General features: G+C 45.1%; 11 protein-coding genes. 4 read left to right on the forward strand and 7 right to left on the reverse strand.

The window, feature by feature from the left end; genetic code table 11:
- Nucleotides 1-5: 5 nt before the first annotated feature.
- Nucleotides 6-1,076 (forward strand): glycine-rich domain-containing protein, encoded by a 1,071-nt coding sequence (locus HFE01_RS05840; RefSeq protein ID WP_107733528.1) that lies wholly within the window; start codon nt 6-8, stop codon nt 1,074-1,076.
- 77 nt (nt 1,077-1,153) lie between these two features.
- On the opposite strand, the gene glgA is transcribed toward HFE01_RS05840, so the two are convergent.
- Together glgA and glgB are read right to left on the reverse strand one after the other, a co-directional pair.
- Nucleotides 1,154-2,605, reverse strand: coding sequence for a glycogen synthase GlgA (gene glgA, locus HFE01_RS05845; RefSeq protein WP_107733527.1), 1,452 nt, complete (start codon nt 2,603-2,605; stop codon nt 1,154-1,156).
- A gap of 21 nt (nt 2,606-2,626) precedes the next feature.
- Nucleotides 2,627-4,552 (reverse strand): 1,4-alpha-glucan branching protein GlgB, encoded by a 1,926-nt coding sequence (gene glgB / locus HFE01_RS05850; protein WP_107733526.1) that lies wholly within the window; start codon nt 4,550-4,552, stop codon nt 2,627-2,629.
- Between the two features lie 237 nt (nt 4,553-4,789).
- On the opposite strand from glgB, the gene HFE01_RS05855 reads away from it, so the two are divergent.
- A complete protein-coding gene (locus HFE01_RS05855; RefSeq protein WP_017427730.1) occupies nt 4,790-6,016 on the forward strand; it encodes a glucose-1-phosphate adenylyltransferase in 1,227 nt (408 codons plus the stop codon).
- 80 nt (nt 6,017-6,096) lie between these two features.
- Here the strand turns inward: HFE01_RS05855 and HFE01_RS05860 are convergent, their stop codons facing one another.
- From HFE01_RS05860 to HFE01_RS05880, 5 genes are all read right to left on the reverse strand, one after another.
- The gene (locus HFE01_RS05860) at nt 6,097-7,527 is read right to left on the reverse strand and encodes a sensor histidine kinase (protein ID WP_016820716.1); all 1,431 of its coding nucleotides are present in this window, start codon (nt 7,525-7,527) and stop codon (nt 6,097-6,099) included.
- On the reverse strand, nt 7,524-8,222 hold the full coding sequence (locus tag HFE01_RS05865) for a response regulator transcription factor (RefSeq protein ID WP_016820715.1): 699 nt from the start codon (nt 8,220-8,222) through the stop codon (nt 7,524-7,526). The genes HFE01_RS05860 and HFE01_RS05865 overlap by 4 nt, the downstream gene beginning before the upstream one ends.
- A 1-nt stretch (nt 8,223) precedes the next feature.
- Nucleotides 8,224-9,558, reverse strand: coding sequence for a hypothetical protein (locus HFE01_RS05870; protein WP_019687406.1), 1,335 nt, complete (start codon nt 9,556-9,558; stop codon nt 8,224-8,226).
- On the reverse strand, nt 9,555-10,280 hold the full coding sequence (locus tag HFE01_RS05875; protein WP_031461573.1) for a phosphonate ABC transporter ATP-binding protein: 726 nt from the start codon (nt 10,278-10,280) through the stop codon (nt 9,555-9,557). Before HFE01_RS05875 ends, HFE01_RS05870 begins: the two co-directional genes overlap by 4 nt.
- Before the next feature lie 81 nt (nt 10,281-10,361).
- A complete protein-coding gene (locus tag HFE01_RS05880; protein WP_031461574.1) occupies nt 10,362-11,519 on the reverse strand; it encodes an MFS transporter in 1,158 nt (385 codons plus the stop codon).
- Between the two features lie 452 nt (nt 11,520-11,971).
- On the opposite strand from HFE01_RS05880, the gene HFE01_RS05885 reads away from it, so the two are divergent.
- Together HFE01_RS05885 and HFE01_RS05890 are read left to right on the forward strand one after the other, a co-directional pair.
- The gene (locus tag HFE01_RS05885) at nt 11,972-12,889 is read left to right on the forward strand and encodes a hypothetical protein (protein ID WP_017427725.1); all 918 of its coding nucleotides are present in this window, start codon (nt 11,972-11,974) and stop codon (nt 12,887-12,889) included.
- Nucleotides 12,890-12,954: 65 nt separating this feature from the next.
- Nucleotides 12,955-13,719 carry an HAD family hydrolase gene (locus HFE01_RS05890; protein WP_016820710.1) on the forward strand — a complete coding sequence of 255 codons (765 nt, stop codon included), beginning with the start codon at nt 12,955-12,957 and terminating at the stop codon, nt 13,717-13,719.
- Nucleotides 13,720-13,743 lie beyond the last annotated feature (24 nt).

Here is a 13,743-nt window from a genome sequence, read left to right on the forward strand (position 1 = left end):
CCTTTATGAATAGTATGAGTAGCTTTTGGACGTTGTTTATTGTGGTTGACCTCATCATTTTTTGGTTTATATTCCGAGCAATACGCAGGAATCGTGGAAACAGAAGCACGCGCCGCCGGAATGCATTTTTCCTTAGTTCCCCGTCTCCTTCGTCACTCACGCAAGAGCGTCATCCAGAGATTACGGAGCTGAAGGAGCTGCTGGAGCGATCCATTCCAGCCTCCTATGCTCACAACGTAAAGCAACGTGTCATGGAAGCCCACCCTAATCTGACGGAACAAGAATATGACTGGCGCTGGCATGAGCTAAAACGATACTTCATGCTATGCGCGATTATGAATCGAGTGCCTATGTTCAGTAGTGATGTGGATGAACTATGGCACGAAATGTTAATGTTTACGCGCGAATACCAGCAGTTCTCGGAAGCTTTTTTTGGTCGTATGCTTCACCATGCTCCCCATTCGGGCGGCTCTCAGCCGATGCCAGAGGAGCGGGCGTGGTTTGACTGGTTGTATGTGGAATGCTTTGGCTGGAATCGCTATAGCGCCAGTTTGTGGGGAACTTTTTTTAATCATCCATTACCGAATGATGAGCTTTCACACTATTACAACCTGACAGCTTCAGCGCAGCCAGTAGGTGACCGATGGAATATAAGTGAAAATATAGGCATTTCAAAGCAGACACAACAAGCGGTTCATAAGATAGTCCAACACCTCCGTGAGCGGGTAAATAAAGCTGTAAATGATCCTGAGGGCAAGCAGCTCCCCAAGATCAACTATTTGCAGGTTGACTATTTGCTACTGGCTGTTGTGTGGTATTCATGGTATCGGCCTGATGAATTTGCCATACACATGCACCCAGACTCTACAAGCAGTGCCGCCCTAGCCAGCTCATCCGGCTGTAGCTCTGCAAGCGGCTGCTCAAACTGGGATACACACCACTCGCACCATCATTCCTCCCATGACAGTTCTCATGGTGGAGGCTCTTCTCACCACGATTCAGGCGATTCTGGGAGTCATTCCTCTTGTAGCAGCGGATCTTCGTGTGGAAGCAGTTGTGGTGGCGGGGGCGACTGACCGCAGCAAAAAAGGGAATTCCTCAACCAGACACTGGCTAAAGGGATTCCCTTTTTTATTAGCACAAATATGGTATCCTACTCTGTTCCATCAATCTTTGCTAGCGAACGGTAAATATCCATATAAGCCTCGGCCGATACATCCCAACTGTACTCTCCTGCAAAGGCCGTCTGTGTAAGCTTGTTCCAATGCTCAGGTTGGCGATAGTAATCAACAGCACGACGAATGGTGTGCAGCATGTCATGTGCATTATAGTTCGTGAAACTAAAACCGTTACCTTCACCTGTGGATTCATTGTAAGCCTGTACAGTATCGTTCAGCCCTCCAGTTTCTCGCACTATAGGGATACTTCCATAACGAAGCGCCAGCAGTTGACTAATCCCACAAGGCTCAAACCTCGATGGCATAAGATACATGTCACTTGCCGCATATATTTTTCGTGACAGTGGCTCGCTAAAAGTAAGCTGCGCCGACATTTTCAGAGGATACCGTCCCGCTGCTTCCCGGAACCAGTGCTCAAAAGCCGGGTCCCCTGTTCCCAGCACGACAAACTGAATATCGTCATAATACAAGATTTCGTCAAGTACTCTCGTAACCAGATCTAGCCCCTTCATATCCACAAGTCTAGTTACCATTGCTATCATAGGTACGTCCGGACGCACCGGCAGACCTAGCTCCTTTTGCAAGGCAATTTTATTTTCCTTTTTCTTTGCCAGACTTGTGCGGTACTTTGTATAAATACGGTTGTCTGTGGCAGGATTGTAGCTTTGGGTATCAATTCCATTCACAATCCCCGTTAAGCGTCCCTGCTCTCCTAGTTTACGAAGTAAACCCTCCAGTCCGTATCCGTAAAATTCAGTTTGAATCTCCTCTGCATAGGTTGGACTCACGGTCGTGACATGATCGGAGTAAGTAAGCCCACCTTTCATAAAATTTAGTCTTCCATAATATTCCACACCTTCGGAAGTAAAATAGCTTCCATCCAAGTTAAGCAGCTCCGTTAAGACCTCATATGGAAAATCACCCTGATACAACAGATTATGTATCGTAAACACCGTGCGAATATCGTTGTAAAAGGGCAAATGTCGATAATCGGCATTCAGAAGCAGCGGAACCATTGCCGTATGCCAGTCATGACAATGCACAATATCCGGCCGAAAATTCAGTTCAGGCAGCACTTCCAAAATCGCCCGGTTAAAGAAGGAGAAGCGTTCGCCATCATCCATGTAACCGTAAATACCGTCACGACCGAAGTAATATTCATTATCTATAAAATAAACCCTGATCCCGTCCAACGTCAGCTCCTCTACTCCACAATACTGATCACGCCAGCCTACAGCTACATGCTTGACCGTTACCGGACGCAGAGACTTCTTATAGGTATCGGGAATGCCCGCATATTTAGGTAAGATGATTCGGACGTCGCATCCTGCCTGATGAAGTGCCTTTGGCAGTGCGCCAATAACATCAGCCAACCCGCCTGTTTTAATAAATGGATGTGCTTCTGCTGCCGCAAACAAAATGTTCATATGTGCTTCCTCCTTATGTGGTTAATCTACTTTTTTAGACCTACGTGGTGGTGTTTTCTTGAGTATAACGATGCCTAGGGGTGGAATCGTCACCTCCAAGCTGTGAAGCTGGCCGTGGTAAGGGATTTTGGAAGTACGTATCACCCCAGAGTTAAGCTGACCACTCCCCCCAAAGTCCTTATGATCGCTGTTCAGTAATTCCATATAGCTTCCTGCCTTTTGCAACCCAATTCGATAATTTTCTCTTGGCACAGGTTGAAAATTAATGAGGACAACCAGCGTATCTCCTGCTTTTTTGCCTTTACGTAAATACGTAATCACACTCTGTCCGCGGTCTTCAGCTTCAATCCATTGATAGCCGTCCCACGAATGGTCCAATTCCCATAATGCCTTCTCCTGAAGATATAAATGATTCAGTGCTTTCGAATATGCGTGCAGAGACCGATGACTGTCATAGTCCAGCAAAAACCAGTCAAGCTGATCCTCATCCTTCCACTCAATAAATTGACCAAATTCCCCTCCCATGAATAAAAGCTTTTTACCTGGTGAGGTCATTTGGTAGCCAAGAAGTGCCCGTAGTCCGGCAAACTTTTGTTCATAGGTACCCGGCATTTTATCAAGCAGCGACTTTTTACCATGCACAACCTCATCATGTGACAATGGCAGTGTAAAATTTTCGCTGTACGCATAGGCTATGGGGAATGTCAGCAAATTATGGCGATCGGGTCGTTGATCAAACTCTGATTCCATATAATCAAGTGTATCGTTCATCCAACCCATATTCCATTTGTAATTAAAACCGAGTCCTCCATCGCTTACTGGGGAGGTCACCATCGGCCAAGCGCTGGACTCCTCTGCCATCATGAGTGCGTATGGATAATAGCGGAATACCGTCTCATTCAGCTGTTGAAGGAAGGCGATAGCCTCCTCATTTTCAATCCCTCCCTTGGAATTGAGACAATATTGTCCATCCTGCTTTTCAAAATCAAGCCGTAACATGCTCGTCACTGCATCTACACGCAGACCATCAATATGGTACACATCCATCCAGAACAATGCATTGGAGATCAGAAAAGAACGTACTTCTGGCTTGCTATAATCGAATGTCAGGGTTCCCCAGCCGGGCTTTTCCGCAATTAGCGGGTCTGCGTATTCGAACAGCGGCGATCCGTCAAACCGTCTCAAACCATGAGCATCCTTGGCAAAATGAGCTGGAACCCAATCCATAATCACTCCAATTCCCGCCTGATGGCAACGATCCACCAAATACATAAAATCATGTGGTTCACCATAACGGCTTGTGAGTGCAAAATACCCGGTGAGTTGGTAGCCCCAGGAAAGGTCATACGGATGCTCACTCAGCGGCATCAGCTCAATATGTGTATACCCCATATCTGTTACATAAGGCACAAGAAGCTCAGCCATCTCCCTGTATGTATAAAACGTACCATCTGCTTTTTGCTTCCAAGTGCCTAGATGAAGCTCATATATATGTAGAGGTTTACCATATGGTGCTCTACGTTTACGGCGCCAAGCTGCATCATTCCAAACATAACCATCCAATGAAGCTACCACTGACGCCGTAGCCGGTCTTACTTCAGCACGTACGGCGTAAGGATCTGCTTTCAGAAATCGTTCACCATTTGGACCTGTAATGTCGTATTTGTAAAATGTTCCTTGGGATATCCCCGGAAAAAAACGACTCCAAAAACCGGATTTGGGAACCCTATATAAGGAATCCTGTTCCCCATTCCAGTTGTTGCGATCTGTAGCAAGCCCGACATGGAGAGCATGAGGAGCCCAGACCGTAAAACGAACGCCCTGTTCTCCGTTCTCCACAGTAAGGTGGGAACCCAAAGATCGGTAGCTGTGATAAAGCGTTCCTTCATGAAACAAATAAATATCTTCCGATGATATCGTCTGTTGCGGAAGAGTTTGGTCTGTCATCACGTCACCACCCTTTTATGTTTTGTGAGTAAAAATGTATGAGTCGGTAATGCATTCGCTTTTGGGTCAAAGCTGACCTGAGTTATTACCCCATTCTAGCCACAATGAACAGAAAAATGACTAGGAAAAAAATAAACCTTAGTTTTTGGGGAATCTTATATACCTGATGGTTTCAAGAGTACCCCATACCGTTTATGTATGTACTACAACAGACAACTAAACCGGGAGGGAAACGAAATGTTTAATAAAGAATGCATTGCCATGCTGCTGGCAGGCGGAGAGGGACGCCGTCTTGCTCCCCTTACTTCAACGATTGCAAAACCCGCCGTACCTTTTGGCGGTCATTACCGGATCATCGATTTTCCTCTCAGTAATTGCGTAAATTCAAACATTGATACTGTAGGTGTACTGACGCAATATGAGGCGGAATCCTTGCACGAACATATTGGGGATGGGACTCCATGGGGCCTTACAAAAACGGATGACAAAGGAATTACCCTGCTTCCATCTTATAATACAGGTAACGCTGAATACTTAGGAACGGCAGATGCTATTCATAAGAATATCGAATATATTGACAGCCAAAATCCAGAGCATGTGCTTATTTTATCCGGTGATCATATTTACTATATGAATTATCGCGAGATGCTGAACTACCATAAGGAAAAAGGAGCTGCGGCAACCATTTCTGTCATGGAGGTTCCTTGGGATGAAGCACACCGTTTTGGTGTTATGAGCGCCGATGAAGATCTGCGTGTCACTGAATTTGCAGAGAAGCCGGAGAAACCCGAAAGTAATTTGGCCTCTATGGGGATTTATCTTTTCAAATGGGATTACTTAAGAAATTACCTGTTGGAAGACGCACAGGATCCTCAATCCAGTCATGATTTTGGCAAAGATATCATACCTAAAATGCTGGCGGACCAAGAATCTCTATACGTTTATGAATTCCAGGGCTACTGGAAAGACGTAGGTACAGTTAAAAGCCTATGGGACTCCCACATGGACCTGCTCCATGAAAATTGCGCAATTGACCTTCAGCGTCAAGACTGGCCGATGTATACACGTGAACGCCGCACAAGGCTGAGCGCGCAAAAGGTGCCTGGTCGTAAAATGCAGTCATTGGACAGCCTCCTGCATGATTCCTGCCAAGTAGAAGGCCAAATTGAGCGCTCTGTAGTGTTTAGTGGCGTCGAGGTGGGAAAAGGCTCATCCATCAAGGAAAGTATCGTTATGCCCGACACACGTATTGGGCGCAACGTGCATATTGAGCATGCCATTATCGGTGAAGGTGCTGTGATTCGTGATGGTGCTGTGATTAAAGGTAATCCGAGCGAAATTATGGTTATCGGACCCAATGAAACAGTATTTGGTAAAATGGCAGTACGGCCGCAAACTACACGTATGCTAAAAGAAGCCTATGAGCGTAACACACGCTTGCGTGCAGAAGGCTTTACTTCATAACTCTCCTTAAAATTTCAAACAGCCAGCCCTCCAATATAGTGAGGACTGGCTGTTTTTATCATTACCACTTACAACTGGTTTTAAATTTGCCCTTCCGAGAGTTGTGGTGGTTCCACGGATGACTCTGCTTGCAGAGCAGGCAATGAAACCGTAATGGTAGTTCCAGCTCCCAATTCACTTCTGATGAGCATCTGACCGTGATGACGCTCAACAAACTGTTGCGAGATTGCCAATCCCAGACCCGTCCCCCCATTTTGGTGGTCTACCTGGAAAAAGCGATCCCTTACTCTGGCAAGGTTTTCCTCACTAATCCCAATCCCTGTATCCTGTACCGATATCTCGATATTACCCTTAATGCGTTGAAGAGACAAATAAATAATCGAGCTTTCATGCGAAAACTTGATAGCATTATCTACAATGTTCAAAAATACCTGCTTCAGACGGTTACCGTCTCCATGAACGAGATAAGCCGTTTCCTCGGAATCCAGTTGAAGCTTGATCTGCTTCATTTCTGCCTTTGCCCATACGTTCAGCATAATTTCCTGCAAAAGCTCTCGAAGATCAACTGTTCCCATCACGAGCTTCATGGCATTTTGCTCCAGTTTGGAAAAATCGAGAATTTCCTCCACTAAGCCAATCAGCCGATCCGTTTCCTTGGAAATAATCTGCATCCCAATTTTCGTCTCTTCCGGGTCATATCCGCCAGAATTTAGCGTTTCACTCCAGCCCTTAATCGATGTAAGCGGAGTACGCAGCTCATGAGAAATAGAAGAAATAAAATCATCCTTGATTTGATTGGTTCGGACAATCTCCTGTGCCATGTAGTTCAACGTCGATGCCAATTCACCCAGTTCATAGCGATAATCGCCTTTGATACGTGCATCAAATCGTCCCTGCGCCATCTGAGCAGATACATCGCGAATATTGTTAATCGGTCTGACAATGGAATTGGCAAGCCCTGTGCTTACTATAAATACAATAATCAGTACAGCTGCCATGATTCCCACCGAAAATAATGTAATGATGAATAATTTATCATTTACTAATTCCAACGAAGTCGTATACCGGATAATATACACCTGATCTCCGACGATATTGTCCAGTTTCTGAGATACCGCCATCACCTGCTGTCCCGTGCCGGGTTGCTTTCCAATCCATTTGCCCGTATCTCCAGCTAAGGCTTGTGTCACATCACTGGTTTGCACACTTAGATCCGCAGCAAAATTTGTCGAGTTATCAATTACATTTCCCTGTTCATCAAGCAATTGTAATTCAGTGAAGGGCAGAGAAAATGTATTCAACAAATACGATTGTAAAGACTGTTCTGGCTCTTTGAATTTGGATGCAAATTCACTTACCGATTCGATACGGCTTTCGATGTGTTTGTAAATGGAGTCGTAATAATACGACCGGAGTGCAAACATAAAAATGACTTCTACTAACAGAAGCGCCAAGAACACTACGAAAAAATAGTGAAGCACAATCTGTCGGCGAATCCCCTTTTTGATCATTGAGACTGACCTTTCCATTTATATCCATGTCCCCACACGGTTTGTAAGAAAGCCGGCTCGGATGGATTGTTTTCAATTTTCTGCCGCAGACGTCGGATATTCACATCTACAATTTTCGGATCGCCCATATATTCCTTGCCCCATACGTGGTCAAGTAGCACATCTCGGCTAAGCGGCGTATTTTCTTTCTCCAGAAAAAACTGAATCAGCGAAAACTCTGTCGGTGTCAGTTCGATCAGCTGTCCGTTTTTCTTAAATTGCTTAGCTATCAAATCCAGCGTGAACGGACCGGATTGGAAAGACACCTTGGCTGCTGTTTCACGATGTACATTTACCCGACGCAATAACGATTGGATACGTGCAATCAGCTCTGTTGGGCTGAAAGGCTTGCTCACATGATCATCAGCCCCTACAGACAAGGCATACACCTTATCCTGTTCCTGTACCTTGGCTGTCAGAAAGATAATGCCAATACGCTCATTCGTTTCCCGAATTCTCCGACAAACCTCAAAACCATCCATCCCAGGCACCATCACGTCAAGCAGCGCGATATCAATATCCCGTACCGTGTTCAAAATATTCAGAGCCTCATGCCCATCTGCCGCCTCCAGCACCTCAAAACCGTTACGTTTCAAGTTAATAACGATAAAGCTACGGATCGATTCCTCGTCTTCCATGATTAAAACTTTACTCACTCTATTCTACCTGCCTTTCCCCCATCTTGTTTTTAATGGTTTTACGTGGTTCCAGCTCGCTGGATCGCTTAATGCCAATTACCTGTGCGTTCGTTCGCCACAATTGGCTATAGCCTTCATTGTTTCGCTCCCATTGTGACAATGAGAAAAATTTAATTTCCGCTATTGTTTTGTCTGTATCATCCAGAATGAACCGCAAATAGCTGTCTTTCCTGGAAACCTTCGGATCAATAGTCACCTTGCCATGCAGCTCTTTCGGCAGTCTGAAGTAGACCTGTTCATTAGAATCACGATACTGTTGCTGCTTGAAAATCGTCCCTTTGGCCCCATCCCACTGATAGAACGATACAAAATAAGGAACTTCATCCAGCGGCCTGTTGCTCCAACCTTTAGGCTTCTCTAAATTCCCAAATTCGAGAATACCGTCACCATCCACATCACCACTGGCGATGGTAGCATCCTTAAAGGTAACATCCATAAGATTGAGCTTTCTGAGCTTGCCGTGATCCATCACGATAACATTGGAAACCGTAGTTGTCTCGGCAATCTTTGTATCAATAATGATCCCTTGCCTACCTTGGGCTACCTTACCAGCGACGACATTGTAGACGCCTAAAGCCTGACTGTCCAATTCCAACGACCCGATCTCCTTAAAGGTCCCTCCGCTGAACTGGAATGTTTTCACGGTAAAAAATTCATTACGACGGAGCAAGATAATCGTCAAGTCATTCAGATTGTCCCCGTTCAAATCCATCTTCTTATGGTTAAAATCGTCTACAACGAAGTCCGTATAGCCCGTTGCATATATTTTTTCCAACGTTCCTCCAGTATAAGAGTATACGATGAGGCCCTTCTGGTCTCCGTTCTCACTACTGTCTCCGCTCGAAAAACCTGCTACAATATCAAGCGTACCGTCATTAGTTAAATCCACAAGCTTAAATGATTCCAACACCGTGCCTTCCCCATCAAATGTAAGCTTCTTTACCCACGTGCCGCCCTGATCTTCAAACAAGGCACCATGTATCTTTACGCTCTCATCTGGTGTTTCATAAAAGAGCACCGCTTCATCTATACCATCATTATTCAAATCTCCCGTCCGAATTGGCGTAGGATCATCCGGATCATTCGGCCTTAAAGGCTGTACCGCCCCTAATTGCGTATTCACTGCTCCATTCAGCTGTTGTTTCTCATCAGACATCGTTGGTGTCTGCATCAGCGAAATCGGATCGCTAATCACATTACAGCCGCTTAAAAATCCAGCAAGGAGCAGCAAGGAACAGCAGCACGCCACCATTTTCAACAGCATTTTTTTCACTTCTCTTGCCGTCCCCTTCACAATTTGTTCTTTTCTGCCTGTGTCAATCGTCTTCCCTGGATATCAAACACCAGCTCGCCCTCATTCAGCCCCCAGATTCGGGAAGCAAAACGTTCAGCCATTTCCAGCGGCAGTACAGTAATGATTGTTACTCGTTCGTCAGAACACAGCTTGCGAAAGGTTTCCAGTACATGCGCTGCTGAGGCAGGATCAAGTCCATTTACAGGCTCATCAGCTAAAATAACCTTAGCTCCGTGAACGAGAGCACGCGCTGTGGCTACCCGCTGCCGTTCGCCGCCGCTGAGCTTGTCGCATTTATCATGCGCCTTATCCAGCAGACCCAGATCCTCCAGAACGTCCATCGCTCCCATATAATCGTCGGAACGCACCATACCAGTAACCATTCTCCACCAGGGGGTCTGACCCGATCTGCCAATGAGCACATTTTTAAGAGCGGTCCGATTCATATTAAGATGCGGATTTTGCTCCAGATATGCCCATTCCCGCTTTAATTTCATCTTGCCTGTCCACCCGGATTTCAGTACATCATTGCCTCCTACAATTAAACTGCCTTCTTCCCAAGATTCATGTAAAGCAAGACAGCGAAGAAGTGTCGTTTTACCGCTTCCGCTTGGCCCCACTATAGCAATGAATTCACCCTGATGAATTTCAGCATCAATCCCTCGAAGCAACGGGGTACGTTCAGGCCCCACGTGCTTGGTCAGCTTCCGAATTTTAATCATCTATGATTCCCCTTTGTCCGCCATCAATACATGTTTATATTTTATAGTAATTGTGAAACAAATACCATGCAAACCGCAGTTTTAAACCGCCGGTACTCTTTTTCGGGAAAACAGACCCAACAATCCGAAAACAATGTAACTACCTCCAAGAACTAGAAACATGCTGCCTTGAGTTCCAATGTCCAGCAACCCTCCGCTAATATTAGGTCCGACCACACTTCCCAGATTAAAATGAAAGGATGCCAGCACATTTGCAGCCGCCAAAAATGATTTGGGCAACAGGTCAGCTGCATAGGCCAAACCAAGTGAGAAAAAGGAGCCTACCAATCCACCTGCGATGGTCAGCAATACCAAAGTGAACATAAAATGATTACCACTCCAGGGTAGCAACATAAAGGTCAATCCTCCCGCTATACCAACGCTCATTAGCACTTTTTTACGTCCCCAACGGTCACTTAATATACCCAAAGGCAGTTGCAACACTAAGCCTCCCAAACTAACGAAAGGCAGCAAAGCAGCAATTTCATCGGTATGGAAGCCAATACGCAGGCCATAGACTGGAAAATTACTGTTCAGGCTCGCTTCCATATAACCGTATAGAAATGCAGGCAACAGAGCGTACCATGCCCAGCTATAGCTGCGTCGGAATCTTTGTGCGGGACGCGCCTCAGTTTCCTGCTTCTCCGGTCTGGAGTCAGGTAGCTTGATTAACACTAACAGCAACACAAGCAAGCACAAAAAAGCCAACGCAGCAAATGGAACCAGCATTCCATAATCGAGTAGCCATAATCCCAATGGGCCTAATGCAAAACCTAGACCGTAAGACATACCATAAAAGGAAATGTTGCGGCCTCGATTCTCTGGTGGAGTTACTAGCAATATCCACAACTGCGCAGAATAGTGCAACGCACTGTCTCCAATACCTACGAGCAGACGCAGTACGAACCAAATCCGAATATCAGGGATTAGCGGGAACAGCAGCAGCGTAATGAGCACAAGCACAAGACCACCGGCCATCAGCTTTTTGAACCCCAGCCATCCCAAAGTGCGTTCAGCCACCAGTGTCATTGCAAATGAACCAATATACAGTGCAGCCGCGTTCATTCCGTTTAGTGAAGACGAAACCCCCATTTGTTCCAAAGAAATCGACAAAATAGGTAATAGTAAACCCTGACATAATCCAGCAACAATAATAACTGCAATTAAAATAAAATAATGAACACGTAACGACGACGACATCCTAGCTCCTCCTGCCCGAACAATTAAATTATTAACATCATAAAATGAATGCTTAGAAATGATTTGCATTTGATACCATAATCAATAATAATTCTTATCACGATGTATACCATGACCATCTGAAAAATCGGTATATTACATATTAAGATGTTTTTAGCGTTAATTTAGTGTATTAAAGAGAGAAAGAAAAAAATCGCCATCTGAGATGACGATTTTACGGATAGAGCTAGTCTGGTATGTATCCGACTCCATTTGGTGAAGAGCCTCGTATGTTCAATCCGACCAAGTTCACGTCACAACGCACTATTTCATATTATAGTGGACAATGCCCGGCAGAACAAGCCATAATAAATAAGTGGGCAATTTCAAAATGCTCATGTTTTGCTTATGGACGGGCTTTATTTACGTTCACCGCTCTGGGCTAGAAGACAGAATAGGAGGCATTTGGTTCCATGAGTTATCAAATTAAAATAGACACTTCTCCAATTTATGAATTGCTCGGCAGCTTTATGGCCTATGTAACTAAAAAGTGGGTCCAAGATATGGACTTGGGCCATGAATGGATCGACAAGGTGGATGCACGACTACAACAAGAAGTTCGTACTGAGCTTGCTACAGCTCAGGATTGCCCTTTTAGCGATTATGACGCACTCTATGCCTGGGCGTTGCTTCGACCGGAATCAGATGAAATATCCGACTATATTTCTTACTTGGATCACGGACCGGATAAGGATATGTTTGAACTGCTTGTTCCGCATATTCCTTTTTTAACCTTTGAAGAATCTTTACGCATTCGTAAGGTATATGCACCACTACTCAGATTGTGGGATCGTGATTATTTTCGGACCTTGGAAGGCGAACTGCGTGTGTTGGCAGAAGAAGACGCTGCGGAAAAGCGTATGCTGTTAAGTAAAATGGAACCGGAAGCACTTGTTGAATATGCAACAGCCGGGCTAGTCGTCCCACATATGGAAGATCTCGATACAGTGGTGCTGTTTCCGGTCGTCCATAATCGTCCAATTAATTCATATTGCTTTTATACCCGTACACTGCTGATCCAGTATCCGGTAGATATTCCCGAGGAGAGTGAGGAAGAACCGCCTACGCTTCTACTACGGCTTACTCGTGCTGTCAATGATCCGCAACGACTGCGCATTTTGCGTTATGTAGCTCAAGGTCCTAAGTCTCTTGAAGACATGCGTCATGATTTGAGCCGATTGGAAGATACACTTATGTCTGATATGATGATTTTGCGTGTGGCTGGCTTGCTCCGCATCCACATTGGACGCTATCACAAGGAAAAATTCAGCATCCGTCCCGACGGTGCGGCTGATTTGCAGGTATTTTTGGAATCCTATATTGGATTGTAATTTGAATCGCAACTTAGTTATAAACCGAACACCGTTAAAGCTTTGGCTTGGAAGGAGTATGCATCATGTCGTATCCGAAGCAGCACATTTTATTTGATCTTGATGACACTTTGGTCCACTGCAACAAGTATTTCGATCTTATTCTCAACCACTTTTTCGATTTGCTTCAGGAATGGTTTGCAGCTCATAACCTAACGAGAAATTCGATCCGTGAAAAACAAATCGAAATTGATGTGGCTGGAGTCCATCAGGTGGGTTTTGCCAGCGAGCATTTTCCACAATCCCTAATAGATACGTACCAGTTTTTCTCGGAACAATTTGGACGCCGTACGGATTCTCGGGAAGAGCAGGAGCTTCGCTCGCTTGGCCGAAGTGTGTACGAGCAGGAAATCGAACCGTATCCAGGTATGGCCGAAACGTTAAATTCACTCCAAAAAGCAGGGCATTCCCTTCATCTTTACACTGGGGGTGAGCAGGTCATTCAAGAAAGAAAGATTGAACAAATGAAGCTGGCTACTTACTTTGATGACCGTATCTACATTCGCCAGCATAAAAATGTAGATGCACTGGAAGAAATCATCCAAATGAATCGCTTGGACCGAAACATTACCTGGATGATTGGGAATTCTTTACGCACCGACGTATCTCCAGCCCTTGCGGCAGGTATTCACGCTGTGTATCTTAAGCAGCCCAAAGAATGGATTTACAATATGGTTGAATTGCAAAAAAACGTGAACTCTGTGATGTATACTATACAGAAGCTAACAGAAGTGCCACGGGTGATCCACGAAAGCATACAATTGCATCAACAAAAAAGGACCCTCGGATAGGGTCCTTTTTTGTTGATACTCCTA

The organism is Paenibacillus sp. EKM10P, assembly GCF_011800655.1.
Lineage (GTDB): Bacteria > Bacillota > Bacilli > Paenibacillales > Paenibacillaceae > Paenibacillus > Paenibacillus polymyxa.

Excerpts from the sequence above, each read along its gene's own strand:
- HFE01_RS05885 (WP_017427725.1), top strand. The coding sequence starts at position 11,972 with ATGAGTTATCAAATTAAAATAGACACTTCTCCAATTTATGAATTGCTC.
- HFE01_RS05840 (WP_107733528.1), top strand. The coding sequence starts at position 6 with ATGAATAGTATGAGTAGCTTTTGGACGTTGTTTATTGTGGTTGACCTC.
- HFE01_RS05890 (WP_016820710.1), top strand. The coding sequence starts at position 12,955 with ATGTCGTATCCGAAGCAGCACATTTTATTTGATCTTGATGACACTTTG.
- HFE01_RS05880 (WP_031461574.1), bottom strand. The coding sequence starts at position 11,519 with ATGTCGTCGTCGTTACGTGTTCATTATTTTATTTTAATTGCAGTTATT.
- HFE01_RS05860 (WP_016820716.1), bottom strand. The coding sequence starts at position 7,527 with ATGATCAAAAAGGGGATTCGCCGACAGATTGTGCTTCACTATTTTTTC.
- glgB (WP_107733526.1), bottom strand. The coding sequence starts at position 4,552 with ATGACAGACCAAACTCTTCCGCAACAGACGATATCATCGGAAGATATT.
- glgA (WP_107733527.1), bottom strand. The coding sequence starts at position 2,605 with ATGAACATTTTGTTTGCGGCAGCAGAAGCACATCCATTTATTAAAACA.
- HFE01_RS05875 (WP_031461573.1), bottom strand. The coding sequence starts at position 10,280 with ATGATTAAAATTCGGAAGCTGACCAAGCACGTGGGGCCTGAACGTACC.
- HFE01_RS05855 (WP_017427730.1), top strand. The coding sequence starts at position 4,790 with ATGTTTAATAAAGAATGCATTGCCATGCTGCTGGCAGGCGGAGAGGGA.